This is a genomic window from Geomonas sp. Red32 (assembly GCF_023652955.1).
Taxonomy (GTDB): domain Bacteria; phylum Desulfobacterota; class Desulfuromonadia; order Geobacterales; family Geobacteraceae; genus Geomonas.
In genome coordinates, this window is the sequence record NZ_JAKLOY010000012.1 from 68,720 (window position 1) to 87,498 (window position 18,779).

Here is an 18,779-nt window from a genome sequence, read left to right on the forward strand (position 1 = left end):
CTCCCACGTTCCCCCTCCCCTGGAGGGAGGGGGCGAGGGGGGGGGGGAAGCTACCATGAAGTGAGGTGCCAGCCCTACAGAAACTCCTCGAAGTAGTCCAGATCCTTGTGGAAGGTCTCCTCCAGCCGGTAGAGCGAGATGAAGGCGACGATCATGCAGACGACGCCGACGGCGATGGCTCCTCCTTCCAGCCCGAGCTGGCCGCGGACCCATTGGAAGAGGAGGGTGATGGGGACCACCATGCCGCGTACGAAGTTGGGGACGGTGGTGGCGACCGTGGCGCGGAGGTTGGTCCCGAACTGCTCGGCCGCGACGGTGACGAAGATGGCCCAGTAGCCGCTGGCGAAGCCGAGGAAGGTGCAGATGGCGTAGAAGGTGGCGGCGGAGACGCCGCCGGCCAGGAAGTACCAGACCACGCCGAGCGTGGTGAGCCCGAGGAAGATCATGACCACCTTTTTCCTGCTCTTCAGCACCTGGCTCAAGAGGCCGCTGGCGAAGTCGCCGAAGACGAGCCCCAGGTAGCAGTACATGACGGAGTTCCCCGCCGAGATTGGGCCGGTGACCTTCAGCGCTTTGGCGAATTCGGGGGAGAAGGTGATCAGGATGCCGACCACGAACCAGGTGGGGATGCCGATGACGATGGAGTCGATATAGCGGCCGAAGCGGCTGCGGTCGGTGAAAAGGGCGAGGAAGTTCCCTTTGGAAACCTCCTTCTTTTCCATGCCCTTGAACATGCCCGATTCCGCCACGCTGATCCGGAGGATGAGGAGGAGAAGGCCCAGCGCACCGCCGATGAAGAAGGCGTTGCGCCAGTCGAAGTTGGCGGCGATGAAGTTGGCCAGGATGGCGCCGGAGACGCCGACCGAGGCGACGATCATGGTGCCGTAGCCGCGGGCGCTTTTGTGGAGGACTTCGGCGACCAGCGTGATTCCGGCGCCGAGCTCCCCGGCCAGCCCGACCCCGGCGATGAAGCGGAGCGCGGCGTATGCGGGGAGTGAGGTGATCATTCCGTTGGCAAGGTTGGCGAGGGAGTAGAGCAGAATGGAGCCGAACATGATCTTCAGGCGGCCCTTGCGGTCACCGAGGACACCCCAGAGGATCCCCCCGGCCAGCATGCCGATCATCTGCATGTTGAGGATGAAGACGCCGCGGTTGATCAATTCCGGTCCCTGGAGCCCCAGGCTTTTAAGGCTCGGGACCCGGACGATGCTGAATAGGACGAGGTCGTAGATGTCGACGAAGTACCCCAAGGCCGCCACGATGACCGGCAGGCTGAGGATCTTTCCCCATCCAGCCTCCCCAGTCGAAACCCGCTCCATAGCTCCCTCCTCTACTAGATAACACTCCATGTCATAGGTGGCCCACCGGCACCGTCTGAGGTTCATATGCCGCGAGCGGTCTACGGGCCGTTGTTGCCAAGACTACGATATCAAGAGCCGGTGCTTACCTCACTGGAGAAACGCTGCCTCCTCGATGAGATCGAGGAGCTTTTTGACCTGGGGGGAGGGCTCGCCTTTGGTGATCATCACCACCGAGGAGGCGACGGTCGGGCTGTGGGGAACGCGCAGGCCGTGGGTGACCAGCGCATTGGGGCCGATGCCGATGGCCCCCGGGGTCTCCATCACCTTCTTGCGCACCTCCTCGGCGTTGGCGGCAGCAACATAATTCGCCGCCACCGGTTCCCGCTCGAGCACCTGCCGGATGAAGGCGTCGTCTTCCCCGGCGTCGGCAGGGGACCAGACGACCACCACGTGCCGGTTAGGCCCGCCGGCCTTCTTCCAGTTGGTTATCTTGCCGGTGAAGATCCCCTTCAGCTGCTTCTTGGTGAGCTTCTTGACCTTGATCCCCCGATTCAGGTAGATCACCGTCTGGTTCTTGCCGATCGGTACCTCCCGGAAGAGGTTCCGGTTCAGCGGCTCCCCCCCTTCGGTGGTGCGGGAAAGAAGCCTTTCCAGCGGGAGGGTCGATACGATGGCATCGAGGGAGCCGTTCCCCAGTGCCGCCAGTTCGCTTTCCGCCTTGCCCTGTACGGCTTCCAGGCGTAGCGACGGGTTCTCATCCTCGAAGGTTTCCTGCACCGGGGCGATGACTTCGGCGAAGGCGGCGTCGCTGCCGCCGATCCGGATGGCCGCCCGGGGCTTAAGGGGCGCGTAGAGCGAGGCGGTGTCGGCCGCAGGTGGCGGTGTCTTGGGTTTCGTCGCACACCCCGCGATCAGGCATAACGCGAGGATCGCTATGCGGAGTGGAAAGGCCGCTTTCATGGTGAGGAGCTCGCCCCTTCTCTACCGGCGGGCCTTGCCGGTGACGTGCGTGATGGTGATCTTGATGACGTCGGTCTTGCTCCCTTTGGCCGCGATGTACTTCTTCCCTTCTTCCATGAAATCGGCCGAGTACTTTTCGAGGAGCGCCAGCAGGGCGTTGTGACGCTCGGCACCCTCGACTTTGGAGGCGGTGCCGAAGACGACCGTGGACTCGTACTCGGTGGCGAATTTGTTGGGGAGTACCTTGGTCTTGCCGACCACGCAAAACGACACCTTGTCGTTGTGGGTGATGTTGTCGAGCTTGTGCCCTTCCAGGGCGCAGTGGAAATAGATGGCTTCGTCCATGACGGCGAAGCTCAAGGGGATGCCGTAGGGCTGGTTGTCCTCGCCAACGGTGGAGAGAATGCCGTATTCGGCCCCTTCCAAAACGGAGAGGGCGTCTTCGGTAGCGATCTGGCGTTCGCTTCTGCGGATAGGGCGCATGTGGTTGACTCCTGTAAGGGAAACCCATCCTCACCCCTACCCTCCCCTTGAAGGGGAGGGGGAGTTACGGGAGAGGGAGGAGGGGAATATTCGGTCGTAGTGGCTGATTTTATTTATACTGGCGGGGCTAACGGGCCGGGGGAGTGAGCATCTCGGCCAATTCGAAGGCGAGCTCGACACTCTGCTCGGCGTTGAGCCTGGGGTCGCAGTTGGTCTGGTAGTTGAGGTGGAGGTGCTTGTCCAGCAGCTGACGGCTCCCGCCGGTACACTCGGTGACATGGTCGCCGGTCAACTCCAGATGCACGCCGCCGGGCACCGTCCCCTCCGCCTCGTGAATCTCGTAGAAGGAGTGGATCTCCCGCAGGATGTCCTCGAACTTCCGGGACTTCTGGCCGTACTCGTTCTGGTAGGTGTTGCCGTGCATCGGATCGCAGGTCCAGACCACCTTGTGGCCGGTGATCTTGATCTCCCTGAGGAGTTGCGGGAGGTAGGAATCGATGCGGTCGGCGCCGAAGCGGGTGATGAGGGTGAGACGCCCGGCCTCGTTCTCCGGGTTGAGGCGCTCGATGATCCTCTTGATCTCGTCGGCGTTGTGGCTCGGCCCGACCTTCATCCCCAGCGGGTTCTTCACCCCGCGCAGGAACTCCACGTGGGCCCCGTCCAGCTGCCGGGTACGGTCGCCGATCCAGAGCATGTGGGCGCTGCAGTCGTACCAGCCGCCGGAGGTGGAGTCCATCCTGGTAAGCGCCTCCTCGTAGTCGAGCAGGAGCGCCTCGTGAGAGGTGTAGAGGGTGGTCTGGTTGAGCTGCGGGTTGTGCTTGGGGTCGAGGCCGATGGCGTTCATGAAGTTCATGGTCTTCCAGATCTGCCTGACCAGTTCCTCGTACTTCTGCCCGGCGGGAAGCGCGTCCAGCGAGGCGCGGTGCCACGCCTGCACGCGGTCGAGCGAGGCATAGCCGCCGAGGGTGAAGGAGCGGACCAGGTTGAGGGTGGCGGCGGCCCGGTAGTATCCCTCGAGCATCCGGCGCGGGTCCGGCATGCGGGCCTCAGCGTTGGCCTCGGGGCTGTTCACCATGTCGCCGCGGTAGCTCGCGATCTCCACCCCGTTGACCACCTCGGTGTCGGAGGAGCGGGGCTTGGCGTACTGGCCGGCGATCCTGCCGATCTTCACCACCCGCTTCTCCCCCGCGTAGGCCAGGACCACCGACATCTGCAGGATGACCTTCAACAGTTCGCGGATGTCCGGGCCGGTGCAGCGGGAGAAATCCTCGGCACAGTCGCCGCACTGCAGCACGAAGGCGCGCCCCTCGACGGCCTCGGCCAGTTGCTCCTTCAAGGTGTTGCACTCGCCGGCAAAGACCAGCGGGGGGAGCTGGGAAAGGGGCTTCAAGGAATCTTCCAACGCGGAACCCGCCGGCCAGACCGGCTGCTGCATGGCCGGAAACTTCCGCCAGCTGTTCTTGGTCCACTTATGGGTTGGCATGGTTTCACCTCGTGCTGGGTTGGGCGATCACGGCATGGTAACAGGAATGTCCGCAATGAGAAACTAAAAATGTGGGCGCTTGGGCGGGAAAGCTCATGAAATCATTCTGCCAAATCGCCACGGCGTGTTATCATCCTCCATCATGGAGAGCGTAGAGCCTAAACGGCGGATGCACATCTTGCGGAGAATGGGATGCAACCTTTTGGGAGGAGTCCGCCTCGCTTTCGGGGTCCCGACCGATCTCTCCTATTTCAGCAGCGCCCCCGCCGACCTGGTGGTCATCGCCTGGCTCGATCTCCTCTTCAACGCCGCCACCTGCTTCCTGCTGGTCGGGCGCCGCGGCCTCTTCGCCTTCTCGTCGGTCCCATCGTTCCTGTTCCACCTCCCGCTGCTTCTCTTCTTCGCCTTCTGGGCCGCCAGGACGACCTCCCGCTCCTCCGTCCTCACCGCCATTCCGGTGGCGCTGGTGGCTCTGAGCATCCCGGTCGAGGGCTTTCATGCGGCGGTTGAGTGGATGTCCCAGCTTCCCCGCTTCCGGTCGCTGGAGGATTACCTCGATTCGCCCCACTACTATCGTTTCTTCTGGTGGTGGTGCGGCGCTGCGGCCCTTTTCTTCCTGCGGCTTCGTTCCCTGAGCGAGCTTCGGCGGCTGGCGGTACTGCTTCTCTTCCTCGTCCTCGTGGTGCCTCCCCTTTGGTACTATCCGCGCCCGGATCTCTGGGTGAGTGCCAGCGAGGGGTCCGAAAGCGGGGAGTTGAGCCTGACGGAGGACGTGCTCGCTGCCCAGGACCGCCTGCTCGATGAGGAGCTCGATGCCCTGGTCCCGGCCCCCCGCGGGACTCCCGCCCTCTATTTCGTCGGCTTTGCCGGGGACGCCTCGCAGGATGTCTTTCTCAAGGAGATCCTGGCCACCGACCGGCTCTTCGACCAGCGGTTCGGGACCGAAGGGCGTTCGATCGTGCTGGTCAACAACCCCCAGACCGCCGCCTCGCTCCCCTTCGCGACCGGCGTAAACCTGGAGCGGACCCTCGGGCGGATCGGGCGGGTCATGGACCGCGACAACGACGTCCTCTTTCTCTACCTCACCTCGCATGGAACCCGCGACCACCTGCTGACGGTGAACAACCGGCCGCTGGAGCTGAACGATCTTTCCCCTGAGAGGTTGCGGCGGGCACTGAAGAAATCGGGGATCCGCTGGAAGGTGGTGGTCGTTTCGGCCTGCTTCTCCGGGGGATTCGTCGAGCCGCTGAAAGATGACGACTCGGTCATCATCACGGCCGCCGACGCCACCCACGAGTCGTTCGGCTGCGGGTACGGGGAGGATTTCACCTGGTTCGGGAAGGCCTACGTGGACGAGTCGCTGAGGAAGACCTTTTCGTTCACCAAGGCCTTCGAGGACGCGCGGGGGACCATCCATCAGTGGGAGGAGGAGCAGGGGGAGACCCCGTCGAACCCGCAGATGTGGGTGGGGAAGGAGATCGCCCCCAAGCTGGAGGCGCTGGAGAAGAGCCTTAAAACGTCTCCCCCAGCGACTCGTTGATCCCCTTCAGCATGTCGTACCAGAAATCCTTGGCCGCCTCGGTGGCGTCGGCGTCGAACCTTTCCAGCCACGCCGCCAGCTCGGGCGAGAGATCTTCATCCACTTCCCGTTTCCTCTTCAAGAAGGTATGGATGAAGTCGACGTTCCTGGTGGACTCCCAGAAAACCGGGCAGTTATGGCTGTTGAGCCGGCTGGCGAGAACGGAGATGGCGCGCAGGAACTCGTCCTTGCAGCCGTAGAGCGACCCCATCACCTCCGGCAGGAGCTCCTCGGCCCAGGCGCGGTGGAAGCGGCAGATACCCAGGTTGTCGAGCACCAGTTCCGCCTTCAGCCGCTCCGCGCACTTCCTTCCCAGCTGCCGCGGGGGGATGAACTCCGCCCCGTAGACCATGTAGTACTTCCCCATCACCGCCATCGGCGCCAGCGCCCCCGCCACCCAGTACTGATTGGGGACCATCCACCCCCTCCTGCCGAAGGCGATGTAGACCAGGTTGTCGTGCAAGGGAGCGGGCCGCCCCGCCGAATGAATCCTGCTCCACTTCCTGACCCCTTCCCTGAAATCCAGGATCCCCCGCCGCTGCAGGATGGCATCCACGAGCTCCACCCCGAGCTCGGCGTTATGCCGCGAGTCCTCGACCGGATCGAATCCCGCCAGCTCCCACCTCGGCTTCCCGCTCACCCCCAGTTCCTCCGGCGTAAGCGCCCCGGTGTCGAGGAGATCCATCAGCCAGGCGAGCACGCCGCCTCCCGAGATGGCGTCGAACCCCATCGCGTCGCAGTGGTGGTTGAGGAGCTCGGCGGCGCGCTGGTCGAAGATCCCGCAGAGCGGCCCCATGGTCTGGTACGGTTCGTAATCCTTCTTGAAGGGGCCGTTCATCTTCTTGCAGGCGGCCACGCACGGCTCGCCGCAGTTCGCCTGCTGCTTCCCGGCGATGGTCTCCTCGTTGAACTGTTTCAGGTAGTGGCCGGCGATCAGCTCCCGGTGCAGGCCCAGGCGGTCGTCCTCGCTGGAGAAGATGGTGCGGTAGTTGAAGGCCATGACCCGGCCCCCCATGGTGGTGTAGTTCACCCCGAAGGTCCCGCCGGTCCCGAGTTTCTCGTCGAAGCGGTACTTGCTGGTCGCCTCTATGTCCTTTTGGTGGAGCTTCTGGTCGTACTTGTTCTGGAACCACTGGTCGGCCACCTTGCGGTCGCGGAAGTCCTCGTCGATCACCGTCCCACCGTAGATGATGGCGGCGATGCCGTATTCCTGCAGCATGGCGCTGCCGAACCCTCCCCTCCCTGCCCAGGTGTCCACCATGCTGATCTTCCCGCGGTTGATCGGGACCGACATGATGCCGCCGAGATCGCTCGAGAGGGCGGCCGGGCCGCAGACGAGGATGCGCGGGTCGGTCTCGAAGCGCTTTCCGAAGCGCTCGTAGACATGATCGGTGAGGGCGTAGACCCCTCGGCGTCCGCCTCTCCAGATCTCCTCCACGTTGACCGGCACCACCTCGAGATCGACCTCTTCGCCGTGGTTCCGGTTCAGGTAGAGGATGGAGGGGGTGGGGGCCTTGCCGACCAGGCTCAGCATGTTGATGCCGAGGTTGTCGAAGACGAGCCCCGCCCCTCCCATGGAGCTTATGTAGAGCCCTTGCCAGCAGGGTGAGTGCCCGGTCACCACCAGCCGGTTGGATCCGGGAAAGATGGATCCGGCGAAGACGCCGACGCCGAAGTTGAGGCTCTTTCGCTTGTCGGCCAGATGGATGCCGAGATCGACGGGGCCGTAGTAGCGGTCGAAGCCGTATTTCAGCGTGCGGTAAAAACCGGTGCCGGTGTCGACGATCAGGACCTTCTGGTGCATCTGCATGAGAACCCTCGCTGCTGCTCAGTGTGTGTGGTTTAGACGGTTTAGTGGTATCACAAAATGGAGAAATGACTAGCCCGGGTAGTCAATCGCCGGGGAGGAGCGGGCCCTTGTGCTCAGGGCGGGCAGCCGGACAGCGTGAGGTCCGCGAGGCTCACCGTAATGATTGTCAGTGGCGGAGCGAGCCACTCTCTGATACTACTTGTAGCTGCACGATGTAGCGGTCCCTCTTGTCCCGGCAAGAAAAACGGCAGTGTTCCCTGGAGTGAAGATGTCTGCATCCATCAAGATAGGAGTCAGTTCCTGCCTGTTGGGAGAAAAGGTCCGCTACGACGGCGGTCACAAGCTCGACCACTACGTGACCGATACCCTCGGGAGGTTCTTCACCTTCGTGCCGGTCTGCCCCGAGGTAGAGTGCGGCATGCCGGTGCCGCGGGAATCGATGCGCCTGGAGGAAAACCCGGCCGACCCCGGCCATCCGCGGCTGGTCACCAACAAGACCAGGATCGACAAGACCGCCCAGATGCTAAGCTTCTGCGAAAAGAAGGTGCGCGAGCTGGAGGGGGAGGATCTCTGTGGCTTCATCTTCAAGAAGAACTCGCCCAGTTCCGGCCTCCACCGGGTGAAGGTCTACCGGGAGGGGATGCCCTCCCTTGCGGGCCGCGGACTCTTCGCCGCCGCCGTCGCCGGGCATTTCCCGCTCCTTCCGGTCGAGGAGGAGGGGAGGCTCAACGATCCCGAGTTGAGGGAGAATTTCATCGAGCGGGTTTTCGCCTACCGCCGCTGGAAAGACCTCCTCGCCGCCAACCCGGACCTCGGGAGCCTGGTCGAGTTCCACACCCGGCATAAACTCCTCATTATGGCCCACAGTGTCACGCTCTACCGGGAGATAGGGGCGCTCGTCGCCCATGGGCGGGAGGTATCCCTGTCGGAGTTGCTGGACCGCTACCAGGAGCTCTTCATGAAGGCCCTCGAGCTGCAGGCCACCGTGAAGAAGAACACCAACGTGCTGCAGCACATCATGGGGTACTTCAAGAGGGAGTTGACCCCCGCCGAGAAGGAAGAGCTCCTCGGCGTCATCGAGCAGTACCGCCAGCGTCTGGTCCCCCTCGTCGTCCCCGTCACCCTCCTCAAGCACTACGTCATGAAGTACCGCCAGGAGTACCTGCAGAACCAGTGGTACCTCTCGCCTCACCCCACCGAGCTCATGCTGAGAAATCACGCCTGACCTGCCGCCCGCCGCTTCTTCTTGTCCCCGGCAATCACCTGGGCGTGGTTGAGCGCCAGTTTGGATGCAGTCCCGCCAGGAATGTTCTCCGCTTCCCTTAGGATTTCTTTTATTGACAGTTTAACTGATAAGTTTTACTGTCATGTTCATGACCACTAAAGAAATAACGGAAAACGTGATCGAAGATTTTGTTCTGGCCATTGGTCTTGTTGTGCGGCGAATTCGAGCGGACGCCCCACGGGAATTCCGGGAATTTTCCTGGACGCAGAAAGCAGTTCTTTCGCGTCTGGAAAAAGATGGCCCTGCGACCACAGCCGCTCTCGCCCGCGCAGAGGGAGTTAAGCCGCAGTCGATGAGCACAGCCATAGCATTGCTTGAAAAGATGGGGCTGGTGGAACGAAAGGCTCACTCTACGGATGGACGTCAGATCAATATCGCACTGACTGAAAAAGGAGCGGCGATGCGAAGAAGCCTCAGAGAGGCCAAGCAACACTGGCTGTCTCAGGCCATCTCCACCCTTGACGAGGAAGAGCAGACGGTGCTTTTCCAGGCCGGAGAGATCATGAAACGGATGGTAGAAGGTTTATAGGAGAGTCACATGAACGCGGCACACTCTATCTCTTATTTCTTTGGTGGCCTGTTTCTCGCCAATGCTATTCCGCATACTGTTAGCGGATTAATGGGAAGGGCTTTCCAAAGCCCGTTTGCCAAGCCTTCGGGGAAAGGCCTCTCGTCGTCAACCGTCAACGTCTTGTGGGGATGGTTCAACGTCGGCCTGGGGTACGCCCTCACTTTGCATGTTGGGCATTTCGATGTGCGTTCCCTAGCCGACGTGGCTCCCTTCGGACTGGGAGGAATATTGATCTCCCTTTTCTCCGCTCGCCATTTTGGCGAGTTTCACGGCGGTAACTCTCCCAATTCATCCCCAACCCATGACTGATAAATTTCACTAACGTGGTTCATGTTCACATTCTCGCTGCCGAGATTAGGAGAAAAGATGAAGCTCGATCCGCAAAAGACAGCGTTTCTCACCCTCGATTTCCAAAAGGGCATCCTGGCAAGTTATCCCGACGCCGAGGCTACGGTTCAGGCCGCTTCGAAGGCGGTCGATTTCGCAAGGGAAAATGGATTCCTCGTGATCCACGCCGGCCTCGGTTTCTCTGAAGGTCACCCGGAAATTGCCGATTTCGAATCCCGCTTCTTGATGGTGAAGCAGAACAATCTGTTCGTGAAGGGCAGTGCTTCTGCCGAGTTCCACAGCGCGATCCGGAAGCCAGGCGATCTCGTGGTCTATAAGCAGAGAGTCAGTGCCTTCTCCGAAAATCATCTCAACCTCATGCTCCGCGCTCGTGGCATCGAACACTTGGTTCTTTTCGGGGTTGCCACCAGCGGAATAGTTCTTTCCACTCTCAGGCGTGCATTTGATCTGGATTACAGAAGTATCGTCCTCAAAGATGCCTGCTTTGATGCCGACCCGGAAGTTCATCGGGTTCTCTGCGAAAAAGTTTTTCCAAGACAAGCCATCGTTACGACGGTAGCGGAGTTGATAGGGCAAGACGTTTAAATGGAGACGGAATCCGCTACCGTGGTAAGTGACGCGGTTTCTTCGCCGGAGAAGCTTGATCCAAAAGCGTGGCAAACGATTGCAGTTGTGATCCTCGCTCCGTTCATGACCCAGATGGATGCGACCATTGTGAACGTATCGCTTTCATCCATCGGGGAAAATCTGCATGCTCCCATTTCCTCAGCTCAGTGGATCATCAGCGGTTACCTCCTGGCACTGGCCCTCATGCTCCCTCTCAACGGCTGGCTGGTGGACCGCTTTGGAACCAAAAGACTGTACCTTTTCTGCTTTTCCTCATTTACGGCGGCGTCGTTTCTGTGCGGTGCGGCCCGCACAATGGAGCAGCTTATCGCTGCTCGCATCGTACAGGGATTGGCTGGGGGGCTGTTGGCGCCGCTCACGCAACTTATGATGGCCCGCGTTGCAGGCAAGCAGATGGCGAGGGTTGTCGGCTACGCCTCGGCGCCGGTCCTACTCGCGCCGCTGGTAGGGCCTCCGCTCGCCGGAGCAATCCTTAGATACGCCGGGTGGCCCTGGCTCTTCTACGTCAACCTGCCGGTCGGAGTCCTGGCAGTTGCACTAGCGGCGTTGCTCATTCCCCATGACGGCACCATGATCCGGAAGCGCCCCTTCGATCTCCCGGGATTTCTGCTGCTATCGCCGGGACTATCCTGCACCCTCTATGGCCTGGAGCAGTTCGCCCATCGTCAATCTCCGTCTTTTCTGTTGTTAGGGATTCTCTTACTCGGCACGTTCATCTGGCTGGCTTTGCGAATGAAAGAGAAGGCGCTGATCGACCTTGAGCTTTTTAGAATCCGTACCTTCTCGACCGCGGCGATCACCCAGTTTCTCTCGAATGGCATTATGTTCGCCGGGCAGCTTCTCATACCGCTTTACCTCGTCTCGGGAGCGGGACTTTCTCCGGCTCGTGCGGGATGGGTGCTCACAGCCATGGGAATCGGAATGATGTGCAGCTATCCGCTCATGGGGTTTCTGACGGAGAGGTTCGGATGCCGGGCGGTAGCTTCAGGCGGGGTGTTCATCAACCTGGCCGGAACGCTCCCGTTTCTTTGGATGGCGCATGCGGGATTTTCGATGCCGCTTTCCGTTGCGGGCCTGTATCTTCGAGGCGTAGGTCAAGGTGCTACCGGGATACCATCGCTTGCGGCCGCATACGCATCAGTTCCCCAGAACAAGCTAAGTCTTGCAGCGACAGCCATCAACATAGTGCAGAGACTCGGCGGCCCTATAGCGACTACCACCCTTGCCATAGTCATATCGCTTTCGGAGAAGGCTAATCCCGTCCCCGGATCTCACTCGTTTTTAATTCCATTCGCAGCGATTCTACTTCTGCAGCTGCTGATAATTGGATCAGCTACCAGGCTCCCGGTAAGAATCCGACAATAGATCTGACCGGCCCTCGTTATAAGCAGCGGCTATGGCCCACAACAGTACATCCCCTCATCCAGTCTCCCCATGGCGGATTTCCGCTCAGCCGCACTCCCTATGACAGCTTCCGCCCCCCTCAAGTTGGCACTGCCCCATTTTGAGGGTAAACTTAGCGCCTAAAGCAGCGCGACCCTACTCTTTGAACCGGGAGAACCTCCGTGCCCTCTGACAGTAGCGCCATACGGAACATCGGGATCATCTCCCACATCGACGCCGGCAAGACTACTGTTTCAGAGCGCATCCTCTTTTACAGCGGCGAGACCTACAAGATGGGAGAGGTTCACGATGGGCTGGCGGTCATGGATTGGATGCCGCAGGAGCAGGAACGGGGCATCACCATTACCGCTTCCGCCACCACCTGTCGCTGGGGCGACTACCGGCTGAACCTCATCGACACTCCGGGACATATCGACTTCACCATCGAGGTGGAGCGGAGCGTGCGGGTGCTGGACGGGGCGATCGCCATCTTCAGTGCGGTCGAGGGGGTCCAGCCGCAGAGCGAGCTGGTCTGGCGCCAGGCGGAGCGCAACCGGGTGCCGCGGGTCTGCTTCATCAACAAGATGGACCGCGCGGGCGCCGACTACCGGCAGACCCTGGCCCAGATCGTGGGACGGCTGAAGGCCCGGCCGGTGCTCATCCAGCTCCCGGTGGGGGAGGAGGCTTCCTTCTCCGGCGTGGTCGATCTCCTGACCGAGGAGATGGTGACCTTCGACGAGCACGACTTGGGAAAGAGCGTGATCCGGGGGAAGGTCCCGGAGGCGATGATCCCGGAGATCGAGGAGGTGCGGCTGAAGGTGACGGAGGCGGCGGCCGACTTCGACGACGAGGTGATGGCGGCCTTTCTGGACGGGAAGAAGGTCCCGGCCGAGGTGCTGAGAAGGGCGCTCAGGCGGGGGACCCTGGCGGGAGAGATCTTTCCCGTGCTGCTCGGGACGGCGCTCCGCAACAAGGGGGTCCAGCCCCTGCTGGATGCGGTCTGTTTCTACCTCCCGTCGCCGCTCGACATTCCCCCCATCCCGGGGCACCATCCCAGCGGCGGTGGCGAAGAACGCCTCTCCTGCGACCCCAATGGCCCGTTGGCTGCCTTGGCCTTCAAGGTCATGTCCGAGGAGGGGCGCCGCCTGACCTACCTCCGTATCTACAGCGGAACGCTCAAGGGTGGGGCATCTCTGCTGAACCCGGCCCGGGGCGCCTACGAGAAAGTCCGGCACCTCTTTCACATGCATTCCCACCGCCGCGAGGAGATCCAGCAGGCCGAGGCGGGGGATATCGTCGCCGTCACCGGTTTTCAGGCCGCCCTGACCGGCGATACCCTGTGCGACCCGGCCAAGCCGCTGGTGCTGGAAGGTGTCACGGTTCCCGAGTCCGTGGTGTCGCTGGCGGTGGAGGCCAAGGGGGGCGAGGACCGCGAGCGGCTGGACACGGTTCTCCAGTACTTCCAATGGGAAGATCCCACCTTCAAGGTCCATGAGGACAAGGAGACCGGCCAGACCATCCTCACCGGGATGGGGGAATTGCACCTCGAGATCGTCATCGACCGCCTGCGCCGCGAGTACGGCGTGCAAGTCAAGACCGGGCGGCCGCGGGTCGTCTACCGGGAGGCCTTGAGGCGCCCCGTGGAGCGCCGGGAGTATTTCCAGAGGGAAGGGGAGAAGCGGCCGGAGATCGCCGAGCTCCTCATCAGGCTAACCCCGCTTCCCCGCGGCAGCGGGATCCGGGTCGCCGTGCCCCCGCCGGCTCCTCCGGTTTCCCGGGAGCTTTTGGCCGCCCTGGAGCAGAGCGCGCTGGAGGCCTGCCAATCCAGCTGCCGCACCGGGTATCCCCTCACCGATCTCGAAGTGAGGATCGTGGAGGTCCCGCTCGAGCCGGGTACCCCGTTTCCTTCCGAGGCGACCTTCCGGGCGGCGGCCCGGCGCGGGGTGGTGATGGCGGCGCGGGAGGGTGCCCCGATGCTCCTGGAGCCGATCATGTCGCTGGAACTGGAGCTGCCGGTGGAGAGCCTCGGCAAGGTGCTCGGGACCCTCCAGCAGAAGCGGGGGAGGGTGGAAGGGCTCGACAAGCGTGGCGAGGTGGAGGTGGTGCGGGCGACGGTGCCGCTGGCCGAGATGTTCGGCTACATGACCGACCTGAGAAGTGCCACCAAGGGGCGCGGCAGCTATACCATGGAGTTCCAGCGCTTCGAGGAGGCGCCGCCGCAGGTCCAGGAACAGTTCGGACTCTAGTGGCGGGGTGAGTTGTCGATGGTCCGGGAGTGTGGGAGTGTGGGAGTGTGGGAGTGTGGGAGTGTGGGAGGAGGTGATGATGATGGTGCAGGATCTGCTCGATGCCGTCTCCGGCGATGCCATTCGCGGGCATGTCGCCGCCCTGGAAGGGATTCGCCATCCGGTCGTCGCGCCGCAAGCCCTGTTGGCCGCCGAGAGCTACATCGAGGGCGAATTCCGCCGGCTCGGCTACCAGGTGGAGAGGCATCCCTTTACCGACCACGGGGAGACCTATCACAACCTGATTGCTTCCCGTCCGGGCTCCCCGGAAACCGGCGGCCGTGTCCTGGTGGTGGCCCACTTCGACTCGGTATCGGTCTCGCCGGGGGCCGACGACAATGCGAGCGGAGTGGCGGTCCTCCTGGAGCTCGCACGGGTATTGGAGGCGGTCCGGTTTAAGCGGAGGGTGGAGCTGGTGGCGGTCAACCTGGAGGAACCTTCCCTCCATGACGGCTTCGCGCTCAAGGGGAGTGCTGCGCTGGCCCGGCGGGCCCGGGAGGAGGGATGGGAGATCGAGGGGGTGCTGGTGCTTGAGTCGGTGGGTTTTGCGGGCGATGTCCCGCAGGCGGCGCCTCCCTTGCCGGTAGCGGCCCCCACGGTGGGGGATTTCCTGGCGGTGGTGGCCAACGAGGCCTCTGCGAAGGTGCTCCAACTCTTCTGCGGGGAGGTGAAGAGGCTCGGCATCTCTCTCCCCCTCTTTCCGCTCGCGGTCCCCGGCAATGGGGAAATCCTTCCCGACAGCCGGAGGTCCGATCACGCCCCATTCTGGGATCTGGGGTATCCGGCCCTTATGCTGACCGACACCGCCGATCTCAGAAACCCCAACTACCACGCGCCGACCGACACCATCGGCACCCTCAACATCCCCTTCGCCACCGAAGTCTGCCGGGCTACGCTCGCCGCGGTGATGGCTCTCGCCGAAGGGGAGGTCAGCTGAGCCGCTGCCGTACCCGTTGCCCCAACAGCTCCTTCGCCCGCTTCCCCAGTTGATCCGGCGGAGTTTTTCCCGTCATCTCGATGAAAGAGAGAAAGAGCTCCCTCCTGCGGCGTCCGATGGTTTCCTGTACCGCCTCCCGCTCGTTTCCCGCCGCCATCCGCACCCGCACCAGTTCCTCGAATACGTCCATGTCGTGGAGTTTGCCCAGGATTTCCTGGTACCCCTTCAGGTCGTCGTGCAGCCGGTCAAAGCCCTCGCCAAAGACCTGCTCGACGATCTCCAGCCGGTAGCGGAGCTTCTTGATAGCGATCCGCAGGCGGTGCTGCACGGGGCCCTGGTCTTCGCCGAGCGCCAGCGGGAGATGCTGCCTGAGCACCGAGTCCCGCCGGTCGATGGCGCCGGGAAGGAAGTCCCCCAGCGAAACGAACGGGGTGCTGCCGCGGACGAATAGGTTGTGCTCGTGCGTGAGGGTGCGGCAAGCGCTGTTCAATCCATCCGGCGACAGCGCCTCGAACCCGGCTTTGACCTTCCGGTGTTCCTCCTTCCGTTCCTCCCGGAGAGACTCCAGCAGCCTGCCAACTTCCTCCCCCGGCGCAACGGCGCTGTCGGTAAGCCCGGAGAAGAAAAGATGGGCTTCGTCGGCGTTACGCAGATCGCCGAGCAGATCGGTTACCAGCTTCAGTCTCTTTCTGAGGGATTTGGTCCGGGGACCGGGGAGGCAGGGGGCAAGGAGGGCAAGCCCCTCGCGGAGCCGGCGCGAGGCAACCCGCAGGTCGTGTACCTCTTCCTCGTCGAAGTTCTTTGCCGTCTTCTTCCACTGAGTGAAGAAACGCATCTTGTGGTCCGCCAGCAGTATGCGGGCGGCCATCCACAAAGGAGTATCGGGGGAGATCGTGTAGTTGTCTGTATCAGCGCTCACTCTTCATCCTTTCGGCCGGCACCTCTATAGACATTGTCCCCGATGTCACTCTCTTTTGCCAGGGTGTAGACAGTTTCTCCCTGCACGACAGCCTAGCGGCGCGGAGCACAATGTGGCGTGAAGGCTGAAATCCCCCCTTGACGGCGGCCATCTAAGGGCCGCCGGTTCATGGGGGTGTCTCACTGCGATGTAGGGGAGCGGTACTGCCGGTACGAAAGGAGAGGTGTGTCAGGGCGTTTTGTTGAGGGAGATGAGGAATTCCATTACGGCGAGCAGGTTCACCAGCCTTTTGAAGATGAGGTTCTTTTCTTCGGCATCACGGGTCAGGTTGAGTTTCTCCTTTAGTTGTCGGTACTGCTCGTAGGCCAGGTCGAACGGTTTCATGTTTTTCAATTTGCACCTCACGTGAACTTTGATTAGCAAAATATAATCAACGATAGCTTAATATGTCAAGGGTAAAAGCCAGCCATCCGGAGCGGGGTGAGACCGCGGGGAAGCGGGGCGGTTGCGAAGAGAAGGCAAAGAAAGCGAAGAAACAGACTACCGGGACCACCGAAACCGGCACCACCGGCACTATGGGTACCACCGGCACTGAGTCAACCGGGGGAACTTCCACCAAGTGGCTCGTACTGAAAAGAGTGAAACACGGCAGGTGACAAAGGCCGTCTCTCAGGAGGTGGCCTTTGTCTGTTTTAGTGAAAAGTTTAGTAAAATTTAATCGTTGCACCGGGGTAGGCTCGGTGTTATAAGTAAATCCTCACACCCTTACCGTTAAAACTTCTGCCAGGATGGCCCTCCGGATGTTCATCGATGCTCCCGGTTCCTGTTTTTTTCCTCACGCCATCCCAGAGGGTTTAGTCCAAAAGCTAGGCCCTTTTTTGTTTTTAATCTAATGCCGTCATAAGGAGATACTATGGGTCCAATTCTGGTTACCGGCGGGGCAGGGTATATCGGAAGCCATGTGGTAAGGCAGCTTACCGAGGCGGGACGCGAAGTGGTCGTTTACGACAACCTCTCTACCGGCTCCGCGGATGCCCTCATCCACGGCGAGCGGCTGGTGGTGGGTGACCTGGCCGACCAGGAGAAGCTTTCCGCCCTGTTCAAGGAGTGCAAGTTCAAGTCGGTGCTCCACTTCGCCGCGGCCATCATCGCGCCGGAGTCGGTTCATCTCCCCTACAAATACTATTCGAACAACACCAGGAACACGCTGAACCTCCTGCAGACCTGCGTGCAGCACGAGATCGAGCGCTTCATCTTCTCGAGCACCGCCGCGGTTTACGGCATCCCCGAGGGGGGCGCCGCCGCCGAGACGAGCGCCACCGTTCCCATCAACCCCTACGGGACCTCAAAGCTCATGAGCGAGTGGATGCTGCGGGACGGATCTTTCGCTCACGGGTTCTCCTACGTCGCGCTTCGCTACTTCAACGTGGCCGGGGCCGATCCCCAGGGGAGAATGGGGCAGCGCACCCCCGACGCCACCCACCTCATCAAGGTCGCCTGCCAGGCGGCGCTGGGGATGCGCGAGGGGATGTCCATCTTCGGCACCGACTACGAGACCCCTGACGGGACCGGCATCCGCGACTACATCCACATCGAGGACCTGGCCGCCGCCCACCTCTACGCCCTCGGCTACCTGGAGAAGGGAGGGGCCTCCACCACCATCAACGTCGGCTACGGCCGCGGCGAAAGCGTCCGCGAGGTGATCGACGTGGTCAAGAAGGTGAGCGGGATCGACTTCAAGGTGACCGAGGCGCCGAGGCGTCCGGGTGACCCGGCCAACCTGGTGGCGGTGGCGGACCGCATCCGCAACGTGCTCGGCTGGAGCCCGCGCTACGACGATCTCACCACCATCGTTTCCGACGCCTGGCGCTGGGAGAAGAAGCTTTACGAATCGTCCCGCAAATAGGGATTGGGAGGAATTACGTGATTAAAAGCATGACAGGATACGGCAAGGGGGAGGCGGCTTACGCGGGGGGGAGGATCACCGTGGAGGTCCGCTGCGTGAACCACCGCTACGGCGAGATCACCATCAAGCTCCCGCGCGCCCTGATGCAGTTCGAGAACGAGCTGAAGAAGCGGGTGGCCGAGCGGCTTTCCCGCGGCAAGATCGAGGTCTACATCCAGGTGGAAGGGGGGACCTCCCTCGGGATGCCGACCGCCAACCTCCCGCTGGCCCGTGCCTACTACAAGGCATTCGGGAGCATCCGCGAGGCGCTCGGGATGGCGGAAGAGGTGAAGCTTGCCCTGATTGCCGGCCAGCGCGACGTCATCACGGTGGCCTCCGAGAGCGACGCCGAACTGACCGAAATTCCCGGGGAGCTGACCGCCGCCCTCAACGACGCCCTCGGAAGGGTGGACACCATGCGCACGTTCGAAGGAGAGTCGCTCATGGCTGACTTCGTGAAAAGGCGCGCGACGCTCAGGCAGCTGATCGCCCAGGTGGCCGAGCGCGCTCCCTCGGTGGTGAGCGAGTACGCCGCCAAGCTCAAGGAGCGGGTAGGGCTTCTTTGCTCCGACAACAACGTCCCCGAAGATCGTCTCGCTCTAGAAGTGGCGGTTCTTGCCGATAAGTGTGACATCACCGAGGAGCTCGTCAGGCTGGAGAGCCACCTGCGGCAGTTCGACGAGACACTGGAGAAGTCAGAGCCGGTGGGGAGAAAGCTCGACTTTCTCCTCCAGGAGATCAACCGCGAGGTCAACACTATCGGCTCCAAGGCCAATGACGCGAAGATCGCCGCCTCGGTGGTAGAGCTGAAGGCCGAACTGGAGAAAATCCGCGAGCAGGTCCAGAACATAGAGTAACGGAGA

General features: G+C 61.9%; 18 protein-coding genes. 11 read left to right on the top strand and 7 right to left on the bottom strand.

The features are described 5' to 3' along the window. Positions 1–74: 74 nt before the first annotated feature. The 4 genes from L4X63_RS22275 to L4X63_RS22290 all read right to left on the bottom strand — a co-directional run bounded on the left by L4X63_RS22275 (position 75) and on the right by L4X63_RS22290 (position 4,227). A complete protein-coding gene (locus tag L4X63_RS22275) occupies positions 75–1,319 on the bottom strand; it encodes an MFS transporter (protein ID WP_250680874.1) in 1,245 nt (414 codons plus the stop codon). Between the two features lie 129 nt (positions 1,320–1,448). Beyond that, the gene (locus L4X63_RS22280; protein WP_250680875.1) at positions 1,449–2,261 is read right to left on the bottom strand and encodes a substrate-binding domain-containing protein; all 813 of its coding nucleotides are present in this window, start codon (positions 2,259–2,261) and stop codon (positions 1,449–1,451) included. Positions 2,262–2,282: 21 nt separating this feature from the next. After that, positions 2,283–2,744 (bottom strand): pyridoxamine 5'-phosphate oxidase family protein, encoded by a 462-nt coding sequence (locus L4X63_RS22285; protein ID WP_250680876.1) that lies wholly within the window; start codon positions 2,742–2,744, stop codon positions 2,283–2,285. Positions 2,745–2,871: 127 nt separating this feature from the next. Beyond that, the gene (locus tag L4X63_RS22290) at positions 2,872–4,227 is read right to left on the bottom strand and encodes a class II 3-deoxy-7-phosphoheptulonate synthase (RefSeq protein WP_250680877.1); all 1,356 of its coding nucleotides are present in this window, start codon (positions 4,225–4,227) and stop codon (positions 2,872–2,874) included. A 142-nt stretch (positions 4,228–4,369) separates the two neighbouring features. Between L4X63_RS22290 and L4X63_RS22295 the strand changes: the two genes are divergently transcribed. After that, on the top strand, positions 4,370–5,767 hold the full coding sequence (locus tag L4X63_RS22295; protein ID WP_250680878.1) for a C13 family peptidase: 1,398 nt from the start codon (positions 4,370–4,372) through the stop codon (positions 5,765–5,767). Here L4X63_RS22295 and L4X63_RS22300 read toward each other — a convergent pair. Further along, positions 5,739–7,616 (bottom strand): aldehyde ferredoxin oxidoreductase N-terminal domain-containing protein, encoded by a 1,878-nt coding sequence (locus tag L4X63_RS22300; RefSeq protein WP_250680879.1) that lies wholly within the window; start codon positions 7,614–7,616, stop codon positions 5,739–5,741. The genes L4X63_RS22295 and L4X63_RS22300 overlap by 29 nt on opposite strands. 268 nt (positions 7,617–7,884) lie before the next feature. Here L4X63_RS22300 and L4X63_RS22305 point away from each other — a divergent pair, with 268 nt between their 5' ends. The 7 genes from L4X63_RS22305 (at position 7,885) to L4X63_RS22335 (ending at position 15,052) form a co-directional block, all read left to right on the top strand. After that, positions 7,885–8,841 (top strand): YbgA family protein, encoded by a 957-nt coding sequence (locus L4X63_RS22305; RefSeq protein WP_250680880.1) that lies wholly within the window; start codon positions 7,885–7,887, stop codon positions 8,839–8,841. A 148-nt stretch (positions 8,842–8,989) separates the two neighbouring features. Beyond that, positions 8,990–9,430 carry a MarR family winged helix-turn-helix transcriptional regulator gene (locus L4X63_RS22310; protein ID WP_250680881.1) on the top strand — a complete coding sequence of 147 codons (441 nt, stop codon included), beginning with the start codon at positions 8,990–8,992 and terminating at the stop codon, positions 9,428–9,430. A 9-nt stretch (positions 9,431–9,439) separates the two neighbouring features. Continuing rightward, on the top strand, positions 9,440–9,781 hold the full coding sequence (locus tag L4X63_RS22315; RefSeq protein ID WP_250680882.1) for a hypothetical protein: 342 nt from the start codon (positions 9,440–9,442) through the stop codon (positions 9,779–9,781). A gap of 57 nt (positions 9,782–9,838) precedes the next feature. Next, entirely contained in the window at positions 9,839–10,405 is a 567-nt protein-coding gene (locus L4X63_RS22320; protein ID WP_250680883.1) for a cysteine hydrolase family protein, read from the top strand. After that, positions 10,406–11,812: a DHA2 family efflux MFS transporter permease subunit gene (locus tag L4X63_RS22325; protein WP_250680884.1), complete on the top strand. Its 1,407-nt coding sequence runs from the start codon at positions 10,406–10,408 to the stop codon at positions 11,810–11,812. It abuts the gene before it with no gap. A 200-nt stretch (positions 11,813–12,012) separates the two neighbouring features. Next, complete coding sequence (gene fusA / locus L4X63_RS22330) at positions 12,013–14,076, top strand: elongation factor G (protein WP_250680885.1); 2,064 nt, start codon at positions 12,013–12,015, stop codon at positions 14,074–14,076. A gap of 76 nt (positions 14,077–14,152) precedes the next feature. Beyond that, a complete protein-coding gene (locus tag L4X63_RS22335; RefSeq protein ID WP_284694776.1) occupies positions 14,153–15,052 on the top strand; it encodes a M28 family peptidase in 900 nt (299 codons plus the stop codon). On the opposite strand, the gene L4X63_RS22340 is transcribed toward L4X63_RS22335, so the two are convergent. Together L4X63_RS22340 and L4X63_RS22345 are read right to left on the bottom strand one after the other, a co-directional pair. After that, complete coding sequence (locus L4X63_RS22340; protein ID WP_250680886.1) at positions 15,045–15,971, bottom strand: CHAD domain-containing protein; 927 nt, start codon at positions 15,969–15,971, stop codon at positions 15,045–15,047. The two genes, L4X63_RS22335 and L4X63_RS22340, sit on opposite strands and share 8 nt — an antisense overlap. A 228-nt stretch (positions 15,972–16,199) precedes the next feature. Beyond that, positions 16,200–16,355: a hypothetical protein gene (locus L4X63_RS22345; RefSeq protein ID WP_250680887.1), complete on the bottom strand. Its 156-nt coding sequence runs from the start codon at positions 16,353–16,355 to the stop codon at positions 16,200–16,202. A gap of 62 nt (positions 16,356–16,417) precedes the next feature. Here L4X63_RS22345 and L4X63_RS22350 point away from each other — a divergent pair, with 62 nt between their 5' ends. The 3 genes from L4X63_RS22350 (at position 16,418) to L4X63_RS22360 (ending at position 18,773) form a co-directional block, all read left to right on the top strand. Then, the gene (locus tag L4X63_RS22350) at positions 16,418–16,627 is read left to right on the top strand and encodes a hypothetical protein (protein WP_250680888.1); all 210 of its coding nucleotides are present in this window, start codon (positions 16,418–16,420) and stop codon (positions 16,625–16,627) included. 257 nt (positions 16,628–16,884) lie between these two features. Further along, positions 16,885–17,877 (top strand): UDP-glucose 4-epimerase GalE, encoded by a 993-nt coding sequence (galE, locus tag L4X63_RS22355; RefSeq protein WP_250680889.1) that lies wholly within the window; start codon positions 16,885–16,887, stop codon positions 17,875–17,877. Between the two features lie 17 nt (positions 17,878–17,894). Next, positions 17,895–18,773 carry a YicC/YloC family endoribonuclease gene (locus L4X63_RS22360; RefSeq protein WP_250680890.1) on the top strand — a complete coding sequence of 293 codons (879 nt, stop codon included), beginning with the start codon at positions 17,895–17,897 and terminating at the stop codon, positions 18,771–18,773. Positions 18,774–18,779 lie beyond the last annotated feature (6 nt).

Bases quoted from the DNA above. Each gene is read 5' to 3' on its own strand.
- L4X63_RS22315 (WP_250680882.1), top strand. From the start codon at position 9,440: ATGAACGCGGCACACTCTATCTCTTATTTCTTTGGTGGCCTGTTTCTC.
- L4X63_RS22280 (WP_250680875.1), bottom strand. From the start codon at position 2,261: ATGAAAGCGGCCTTTCCACTCCGCATAGCGATCCTCGCGTTATGCCTG.
- L4X63_RS22345 (WP_250680887.1), bottom strand. From the start codon at position 16,355: ATGAAACCGTTCGACCTGGCCTACGAGCAGTACCGACAACTAAAGGAG.
- L4X63_RS22295 (WP_250680878.1), top strand. From the start codon at position 4,370: ATGGAGAGCGTAGAGCCTAAACGGCGGATGCACATCTTGCGGAGAATG.
- L4X63_RS22300 (WP_250680879.1), bottom strand. From the start codon at position 7,616: ATGCAGATGCACCAGAAGGTCCTGATCGTCGACACCGGCACCGGTTTT.
- L4X63_RS22350 (WP_250680888.1), top strand. From the start codon at position 16,418: ATGTCAAGGGTAAAAGCCAGCCATCCGGAGCGGGGTGAGACCGCGGGG.
- L4X63_RS22285 (WP_250680876.1), bottom strand. From the start codon at position 2,744: ATGCGCCCTATCCGCAGAAGCGAACGCCAGATCGCTACCGAAGACGCC.
- L4X63_RS22320 (WP_250680883.1), top strand. From the start codon at position 9,839: ATGAAGCTCGATCCGCAAAAGACAGCGTTTCTCACCCTCGATTTCCAA.
- L4X63_RS22335 (WP_284694776.1), top strand. From the start codon at position 14,153: ATGATGATGGTGCAGGATCTGCTCGATGCCGTCTCCGGCGATGCCATT.
- L4X63_RS22325 (WP_250680884.1), top strand. From the start codon at position 10,406: ATGGAGACGGAATCCGCTACCGTGGTAAGTGACGCGGTTTCTTCGCCG.
- L4X63_RS22275 (WP_250680874.1), bottom strand. From the start codon at position 1,319: ATGGAGCGGGTTTCGACTGGGGAGGCTGGATGGGGAAAGATCCTCAGC.
- L4X63_RS22290 (WP_250680877.1), bottom strand. From the start codon at position 4,227: ATGCCAACCCATAAGTGGACCAAGAACAGCTGGCGGAAGTTTCCGGCC.
- galE (WP_250680889.1), top strand. From the start codon at position 16,885: ATGGGTCCAATTCTGGTTACCGGCGGGGCAGGGTATATCGGAAGCCAT.
- L4X63_RS22310 (WP_250680881.1), top strand. From the start codon at position 8,990: ATGACCACTAAAGAAATAACGGAAAACGTGATCGAAGATTTTGTTCTG.
- L4X63_RS22305 (WP_250680880.1), top strand. From the start codon at position 7,885: ATGTCTGCATCCATCAAGATAGGAGTCAGTTCCTGCCTGTTGGGAGAA.